Annotated in this window: 8 protein-coding genes and 1 pseudogene; 1 reads left to right on the top strand and 8 read right to left on the bottom strand. The window is 59.5% G+C overall.

Annotation, left to right across the window (positions count from 1 at the left end):
• The 7 genes from AC13RM_RS31215 to AC13RM_RS31185 all read right to left on the bottom strand — a co-directional run.
• A partial coding sequence (locus AC13RM_RS31215) for an ABC transporter ATP-binding protein (protein WP_488556135.1) occupies positions 1–1,073 on the bottom strand: 1,073 nt, incomplete at its 3' end.
• Between the two features lie 3 nt (positions 1,074–1,076).
• Positions 1,077–1,985 carry a carbohydrate ABC transporter permease gene (locus AC13RM_RS31210; RefSeq protein WP_092706600.1) on the bottom strand — a complete coding sequence of 303 codons (909 nt, stop codon included), beginning with the start codon at positions 1,983–1,985 and terminating at the stop codon, positions 1,077–1,079.
• Positions 1,985–2,923: a carbohydrate ABC transporter permease gene (locus tag AC13RM_RS31205; RefSeq protein WP_488556134.1), complete on the bottom strand. Its 939-nt coding sequence runs from the start codon at positions 2,921–2,923 to the stop codon at positions 1,985–1,987. The genes AC13RM_RS31210 and AC13RM_RS31205 overlap by 1 nt, the downstream gene beginning before the upstream one ends.
• Positions 2,924–2,997: 74 nt before the next feature.
• On the bottom strand, positions 2,998–4,245 hold the full coding sequence (locus tag AC13RM_RS31200; protein WP_285171822.1) for an ABC transporter substrate-binding protein: 1,248 nt from the start codon (positions 4,243–4,245) through the stop codon (positions 2,998–3,000).
• 197 nt (positions 4,246–4,442) lie between these two features.
• Positions 4,443–5,576, bottom strand: a complete 1,134-nt coding sequence (locus AC13RM_RS31195; RefSeq protein ID WP_488556133.1) for a Gfo/Idh/MocA family protein — start codon at positions 5,574–5,576, stop codon at positions 4,443–4,445.
• Between the two features lie 114 nt (positions 5,577–5,690).
• On the bottom strand, positions 5,691–6,620 hold the full coding sequence (locus AC13RM_RS31190; protein ID WP_488556132.1) for a sugar phosphate isomerase/epimerase family protein: 930 nt from the start codon (positions 6,618–6,620) through the stop codon (positions 5,691–5,693).
• A 244-nt stretch (positions 6,621–6,864) separates the two neighbouring features.
• On the bottom strand, positions 6,865–7,899 hold the full coding sequence (locus AC13RM_RS31185; protein ID WP_488556131.1) for a LacI family transcriptional regulator: 1,035 nt from the start codon (positions 7,897–7,899) through the stop codon (positions 6,865–6,867).
• Between the two features lie 256 nt (positions 7,900–8,155).
• On the opposite strand from AC13RM_RS31185, the gene AC13RM_RS31180 reads away from it, so the two are divergent.
• Positions 8,156–8,305 (top strand): hypothetical protein, encoded by a 150-nt coding sequence (locus AC13RM_RS31180; RefSeq protein WP_015342612.1) that lies wholly within the window; start codon positions 8,156–8,158, stop codon positions 8,303–8,305.
• Positions 8,306–8,405: 100 nt separating this feature from the next.
• On the opposite strand, the pseudogene AC13RM_RS31175 reads toward AC13RM_RS31180, so the two are convergent.
• A pseudogene (locus AC13RM_RS31175) lies at positions 8,406–8,511 on the bottom strand (hydroxyacid aldolase); the annotation flags it as partial.

Here is an 8,511-nt window from a genome sequence, read left to right as displayed (position 1 = left end):
CCGTCTTCACCGAACAACGACGCGAGCGCCGGCTGGAAATAGACCGGCTGCTCTCGGTCGAGCGCCACATCCTCGTCGGCATCGATGCGCACCGACAGCGTCTCGCTGCCGACCTGGCCCCAGATCAGATTGTCCGAGCCCATGGGCTCGACGATGGTGAAGGTTGCGGGCAGGCTCGCGGCCCGGCTGCCTGCGGGCTGGAACTGCATCTGCTCGGGCCGGACGCCAAGCGTCGCCTTGCGGCCTTCGCCAGGCATGCCGGAAAACTCGTAGCCGTTGAGATCGATCTTCCGGCCGTCGGGCAATGCGAAAGCCGGCACGCCGCCATTGCTTGTCACCTGCCCGGACAGGAAGTTCATCGAGGGCGAACCGACGAAACCGGCAACGAAGCGATTGACCGGGCGCCGGTAGATTTCCTTCGGCGTAGCGAATTGCTGGATAACCCCGCCGCTCATGACCGCGATGCGATCGGCGAGCGTCAGCGCCTCGATCTGGTCGTGCGTCACATAGATCATGGTGGAGCCGAGGCCGCTATGCAGGCGCTTCAGCTCGACGCGCAGCTCGGTTCTGAGCTTAGCGTCGAGGTTGGAAAGCGGCTCGTCGAACAGGAAGACATCGACGTCGCGCACCAGGGCGCGGCCGATCGCGACGCGCTGACGCTGGCCGCCCGAAAGCTCTCCCGGCCGCCGCTTGCGCAAGGGATCGATCTGCAGGATCTGCACGGCGCGGTCGACACGCTGGGCGATCTCGTCCTTTGGCATGCCGGCGATGCGCAGCCCGAAGGAGAGATTTCCTTCGACAGTCATCGTCGGATAGAGCGCATAGGACTGGAACACCATGCCGATGCCGCGATCCTTCGGCTCCTCCCAGGTGACGTTCCTGTCGCCGATCCAGATCTGGCCATCGGTGATGTCGGTCAGCCCGGCAATCGCGTTGAGCAGGGTCGACTTGCCGCAGCCGGAGGGGCCAAGCAGCACGATGAACTCGCCGGATTGTATTTCGAGATTAAGCGATTTCAGGACGCTGACGCTGCCGAAATCGATTGCAAGTTCGCGAATGGAAACATTGGCCATGAACTATCCCTTGACTGCGCCGGCGGTGATGCCGCGCACGAACCAGCGGCCCGAGCCGAAATAGACGATCAGCGGAACCAGGGCGGTAAGGATGGTCGCCGCCATGTTGACGTTGTAGAGCTTCTCGCCCTGGGTCGAGTTGACGATGTTGTTGAGCTGCACGGTCATGGGGAAATTCTCCCGGCCGGCGAAGACGACGCCGAAGAGAAAGTCGTTCCAGATGCCGGTCACCTGCAGGATCGCCGCGACCACCAGGATCGGGATCGACATCGGGATCATCAGCCGGAAGAAGATCTGCCAAAGCCCGGCGCCATCGATGCGAGCCGCCTTGAAAAGTTCCATCGGCAGGCTCGAATAATAGTTGCGGAAGAGCAGCGTCAGTACCGGCAGACCGAAGACCGTGTGAGTGATGATAATGCAGGGCAGCGTCGAATAGATCCCGACGTCGCGATAGATCAGAACCAGCGGATAGATGAAGACCTGATAGGGGATGAAAGCGCCGAGCAGCAGGATGGCAAAGAGCACGTTTGCCCCTTTGACCCGCCAGAAGGACAGCGCGTAGCCGGTCAGCGACGAGATCAGGATCGACAGGATCATGCTCGGGATGAGGATCTTCACCGAGTTCCAAAAGCCGACGCTGATGCCGCCGCATTCAAGCCCGGTACAGGCCGTGCTCCATGCCTGCACCCAGGCATCCGCCGTCCACATCTGCGGAAAGGCGAAGATATTGCCCTGGCGGATCTCCGGCATGGATTTGAACGAAGTGACGAGCATCACATAGAGCGGCAGCAGGAAGAATAGTGCCGCAAGGACGAGAAAGAGATAAAGGCCGATGCGTCCAGGGGTCAGATGCTGCGGCTTGCGGCCGGTCGGACCCTGCATGGCACCAGTGACGGAAGATGGCGTCGTCATCAGTTCCCCCTCGGCTTTTCGCGGAAATATTCGTAATAGAGCCACGGCGTCACTAGGATGACCACAGTGATGAACATCACGGTCGATGCTCCCGTCGCCAGGCCGATATTGCCGCGTCCGAACAAGTAATCCATGATGAATTTCCCGGGCACTTCGGTCGCGATACCCGGCCCGCCGCCGGTCGTCGCCAGCACCAGTTCGTAGACCCTGACGACAGCAATCGCCAGAAGCACACTGGCGGTGATGATGGTCGGTCTCAGGATCGGAATGACGATATGAAGATAGACGCGCCAGCTCGGTATGCCGTCGATGCGCGTCGCCTTCCATAATTCCCGGTCGACGCCGCGCAGGCCCGCGAGCATGATCGCCATGACGAGGCCGGAAGATTGCCAGACACCGGCAAGCACGATGACATAGAGCGCGAGATCGCTCTGAACGATCCAGTCGAAGCGGAACCAGGTGAAGCCGATGCTGTCGGCAACCTTCTGCAAGCCGAGCGTCGGGTTCATGATCCACTGCCAGACCAGCCCGGTGACGATGAAGGACATCGCGAAGGGGTAGAGAAAGATCGTCCGGAAGGTGTTTTCGAAACGGACCTTCTGGTCGAGCGCGACGGCTAGAAGAAAGCCGAGGATCAGGCAGCCCGCGATGAACAGAATACCGAAGACGACGACGTTCTGTAGCGACAGCAGCCAGCGCGCCGTCGAAAACAACCGCTCATACTGCTTCGTGCCGACGAAAATGTTGACCGGCAGCACCTTGCTGTCCGTAAACGATATCCAGATGTTCCACACGACAGTGACGACATAAGCCAGAAGCACAATGGCGAAAGCCGGGAAGAGGGCTACATAGGGTGAAAAATGAATCTTCCTGCGGCTGACGCTCGCAGGCGTGGCGACCGCTGGCACAGCGGCGGCATTCGTGTCTGGGGTACTCACGGACGCGCTCCTCCTCAGCATTCATGGAAGCCGGCGGCAGGGATGCCTGCCGCCGCATGGATGTCGATCGAAGCTTACTTCGCCTGTTCAATCACCTGCGCAAACTGCTCGGCGAACTGGTCGGCCGTCATGCTGGGCGTTGTCCAGTATTGGGCGACCAGATCCTGTTCCGTCTGGACGATGTCCTGAGCCGTAAGCACGTCGGGCGCCAGGATCTGGCGGCTCGGATCCTTGAGCGCGTTCAGGCCCTTCTGGGCGCAGGCGTCGAGCTTCGACGTATCGACGTCGAGACGCACGGGTACCGAACCCTTCTTGGAGTTGAAGGCAAGCTGGCCTTCCTTCGACATGATGACCGTTGCGAGCAGGGTCTGGGCGTCGGTCGCCGTCTTATCCTTGAGGACCGGGAAGACGAAGATGTCGCCGCCCATCATGAAGTTGGATTCGCCAGGCCCGAGAATGCAGCCGAAATCCTTGTCGGCGACGAGGCCTGCATGGATGAATTCACCCTTGGCCCAGTCTCCCATGAACTGGATGCCGGCCTTGCCGTCGATCAGCATGCCGGTCGCGACGTTCCAGTCGCGGTTCGGGCTGCCAGGGTCCTGATAGTTGCGCAGCTTGGCGAAGACTTCCGCCACATGCTTGAACTTGTCGGACTTGACGGCATCCGTGTCGAGATCCTTCCAGACCTTGGCATAGAGATCCTTCCCACCCTCGCCGAGCAGGATGGCGTTGAACATCGACTGCAGCTGCCAGGGTTGACCGCCGACGGCAACCGGGATCAGGCCGGCAGCCTTGATCTTGTCGAGCGCGGCAAACATTTCATCCCAGGTCTTCGGCTCTTCCGTCACGCCGGCCTTGGTGAAGACGGCCTTGGAATAGAAGACCCAGTTCTGGCCGTGGTCGTTGATGGGAGCGCCATAGATATGATCCTGGAACTGGATGGCCTGATAGAAAGATGGCGTCAGAACCGATTTCCAATCCTGCTCCTTGGCGAGATCGTCGAGCGGCCGCAATAGGCCCTGTTGAGCCAGTTCGTTCATCTGCGTGCCGGTGTTGAACTGCATGGCCGTCGGCGGATTGCCGCCGATGATGCGGTTGATGCCGATCGGACGAGCAGTCGAGCCGGAACCGGCAATTGCGGTATCCACCCATTCGCCGCCTGCAGCGTTGAAGGCCTTGGCCAGTTCCTTCACGGCTGCGGCTTCACCGCCCGAAGTCCACCAATGCAGAACTTCGGCCTTCTTGCCTTCGGCCAGAGCGCCGGTCACGCTCGCCGCGACCAGCGCCGTGGCGCCGACCAATGCCATCATCAATTTGCGCATGCGTTCCTCCTCCTTTGACGACGTTCTTCAAACGCCTTTCTTCAGCCGCCGCCGTCTCCAGACACCGGATGCCGAATTTCCTGATCCTCCAAAACCGTGCGGCAGGGCCTCCGTTCCCCGCAGCAAGTGAGCAATGCTTCCTCAGGCATTGCCCCTTCGTCAAGCCCGCAGTCCAAAAGGACCGCATTTTCTCAACTCTATAGCGCACTCAATGAGAAACGTCCCTCATTTATTGCGCGGGGTATCGGATCGGGGCGACCGCAACTACTGTGGATTGCAACCACGGAACGCGATTGCGCCGAACGCTCGAATGCCGTCATCACCTCAAGGGCGTGGAAAGCCAGTTCCGACGATACCCGATGCTGGCGTCCCGAGCGAAGGGAATCCACCATCTCCGCCGCGCCCAATCCGCGCAGACCGAGATGACCTGGCACACCTTCCGTATAAGGGTGATCGACGGGGATTTCCCTCCACGCATCGTCACCATCGCGAAATATCTCGACCTTGCCGCTGAAATTGTTCGGATCCGGCGTCACCATAGTGCCTTCCGAGCCGTAAAGCTCGATCTGATTGTGCTTGTGCTTGATGACATCGAAGCTGGTGGCAATGGTGACAGTCGCACCGCTATGAAACTCCATAACACCAGTCAGATGGGTCGGCACCAGTACCTTGATCGTCTCGCCTCGGCGCGGATCGGTCTTCACCGAGCGTTCGACGCGGGTGATCTTCGCAGTGCCGAAGACCTCGCGCACGGGGCCGAGCAAGGCGATGAGGTTCGTCACGTAGTACGGACCGACATCGAGCATCGGCCCGCCGCCGCGGCCATAGAAGAAGGCTGGGTTGGGATGCCAATGCTCATGACCAGGCAACAGCAGCATGGCGGTGGCCGAGATCGTCTTGCCGATGCGCCCTTCATCGAGCAAACGCCGTGTCAACTGGTGACCGCCACCGAGGAAGGTGTCGGGAGCGCAACCGAGCCGCAGGTTCCCTGCTCGCGCGATCGCCATCAACTCCTGCGCCTCGGCCACGGAGACGCCAAGCGGCTTCTCCGAATAGACATGCTTGCCGGCAAGCAGCGCCTTCTTGCTGATGGCATAATGCGAGACCGGCGTCGTCAGGTTGATGATGAGGCCGATTTCCGGATCGGAAAGCATCGTATCGAGCGCAACGGCCTCTATACCGAACTGCTCGGCGAGCTTACGGGCAGGCTCCTGATAAAGATCGTAAACAGACTTCACGCGAATGAAATCAAACATATGGAGGGTCGCGACATAGGTGGCACTGATATTGCCGGCGCCGACAATGCCGACTTTCATGGGTTCGTTGTTCATTGGCTTGCCTCTAGAGAGCAATTCCAGGAAAAGTGCGCAGCGGTTTTCTGTCCGGAATTGCGTGAAAACAAAGAGATAGAGCGGTTCAGAGATTCCGTGAAAAGCTGAACCGCTCTAAGAAATGGTGATATCGAGTTCGGCAGCGGCGGCGCGCAGATAGTTCATGCCGCGCCGCATCTCGTCGTCGAATTCCGGCGTCGCTTCGCGGAAATGGGTCCAATGCGATGCACCCGGCGCATCTTCCAGCTCCAGCGTGATCGGGCCGGAATAGCCGATGGTCTTGAGTGCCGCGAAAATCGCCTTCCAATCGATCTTGCCGCGCCCGGGGCGCCAATGGGCGTTGGTGTGCCCTTCGTTATCGGAAAAATGCGTATTGAAGATCCGATCGCCGAGCGCCAGAACGACGTAATGCGGCATGTCGCCGGCCGGAAAGAGATGGCTCGGATCGAAATTCAGGCCGAGATTGGCGGCACCAGTACGCTCGATCAGCCGCAGCATGCCTTGACCGGAGCTGACCCAGCGATAGGGATGCGGCTCGATCGCGACCTTGAGATCCCCAGCAGCGGCAATCTCGCAAGCTCGGGCAAAACCCTCGACCACGGCATTATACTCACCCGTCCAATCCCATTGCGGTTCGACCGCCGCGCCCCACTCCTGCGAGATCGGCCTCTGCAGGATCGGCTTGACCTCGGATTGAAACGGATAGGGCGTCATGCTGGTGACGATCGGCGTGCCGATCGCTGCCGCGACATCCATGCCGCGCTTGTAGCCTTCGAGATCAACCGTCGATACGGCAGCGCCTGCGACACGGCTGAAGGGCAGATTGAAGAAGAAATTGGTGAGCACCAGCCCCTCTCCGTCAGCAATCTGCTTCAACTCGCGGACGGTTTCGGGTGTGTAATAGCTCAGCATGTCCACCGACCAGGCGGTGAGTTCAAAGCCCTTGCAGCCCGTCGCGGCGAGCCGCCGCAACGGCGCCTGATATGGCGGGTTCCAATTGAAAGTCCAAATAGGCGATCCGAAAAAAAGCGATCCGTCGCTCACGTCATCCTCCCTTGCAATGCGTAGAGCCGCTCACGGTGAGGCCTCCACGCCTGAGCAAATGTGCCTTGCCGATGAGCCTCCTCGCTCAAAATCGACAATTCGTAACGTTACGATTATGGAAAAGATGGAGGCTGTCAATCGACTATTTTCGCCAAAAAAAATGCTCGACGCCGTTCAATCTAGAAATTCGTAACGTTACGAATATCTTCTCAGCATATGCTCATCTTGCAAGCCGCAACATTCTTCAGGCATGGCGTAACTGGCTTTGATGATCGACGAAGGCGGCGCGGACGACTTCGTGCAAATCGGCCGGATTTTCGCCGCCGATCGCCCGATGCAGGAAGGCGGCCAATCGCTCGCCTATGGCGTGGTTCGAATAGTGGAAGCTACTCAAAGGCGGGTTGAAGAAATCGGGCAGTGCGGTGCCGCCATAGGTAATCAGCGCGAAATCCTTGCCGGCCTGCCGCCCGGCATCGCGCAGGCCCGCAAGAAAACCGAGAGCCGCCTCCTCGCTCGCGATGAAGGCGGCCGTCGCCGTGGGATTCTGCGCTGCTATATGCTTTGCCATCCCGCGACCATTGTCGGGTGTGGCCGTGGTGAAATGGATGCTATCATCAGGCAGGTCGAGGTGACGCTCGGCAAAAGTCCTGCGCCAGCCCCTTACGAATTGCAGGCTGTAGGTGAATTGCTGGCTGGGCGCGATCAACAGCGGCTTGTGGTGGCCCGCATCAAGCAGAAGGCGTGCAGCCTCCGCTCCGATCATTTCATGATCGAGATCGATGCTCGGATGAACGCTCAAGAGCTCCGTCCGCCCGAAGGTGACAAAGGGCATGCCGACCTCGAGCAGATATTTGACGCGATCGTCCTGCGGGGTCGTGTGCGTAATGATGATGCCGTCGACCGATCCCTCCTCGACGATATCGCGCACCGTCGCGAGTGGATCATCTGCCTGGAGCTGCGGGACGATTGTCGTTCGGTACCCTCGTGCCTTCATATAGCGCGAAGCGCCTTCGATCAACGAGGCAACGACAATGTTCATCTCGCCCTCGCGCCCGAAAGGCAGCACGATGCCGATGGCATGCGTTTTACCGGTGCGCAGATTGATGCCGCCGAGATTCGGACGATAGCCAAGCTCGCCCGCAACGCGCTTGACCAGTTCGATGGTCTCGCGATTGACCTCCGGGCCTTCCTTGAGAGCACGGCTGACTGTCGTAACCGAAAGACCGAGAGCCGTAGCCACGGTCCGCAAGGTCACGCGCTGACCTACTTCGCGACGCAAGCCGCGTCCTACCGCCGATCCCTGCACCTTCGACAAATCATTCCGCTCCGCCATATCGGCGCGAGAATGCCCGCAGGCGGGTAACGATGCAAGCGCAGGGTGCGATCAAAGTCGAAGAGGGTACCTGTTTTGGGCTGTCGATCCAATGGTGTCGGATGACATCAGGACACAACCTTAAGCATAGATATTCAGCTGGCATTCAGAAAGGCAATTTTAAGATGCATACCGCCAGCCATTCTATTATTAGGGGAAACTCATGGACAAATATACCAAAACTGTTTTGACAATCATCGCCGTCGCGCTCGCGGCAATCGCCATCCAAAACACGATTACGCCGGCGCAAGCCGTCGGTGGCGGCTGCGGTACGGAGACCTACCGGCCTTGCTATGTAAAGCTGGTGAACTAGAACGAATTCGGATTTTAGGTCGAACAGACCTAAAATCATCCGGCTCTAGCGCAATCACCGCTGCCCGTGGGATACTCCGGGCAGCTTTTGTCCCAGCCGGTTATGAATCAGAGCCTTTTCGCGCAGCCTGAATGGCCGTGCGTGCGCCGGCGCGCAACTGCGCTGTTTCCGTGCCAGCGATGACCAGATCGAGGCCGAGCTTCAGA

The sequence above is a fragment of the Martinezella sp. CNPSo 3732 genome (genome assembly GCF_057784515.1).
The sequence above is the reverse complement of the archived record's forward strand: the minus strand, read 5'-3'. Positions and strand labels throughout refer to the sequence as shown.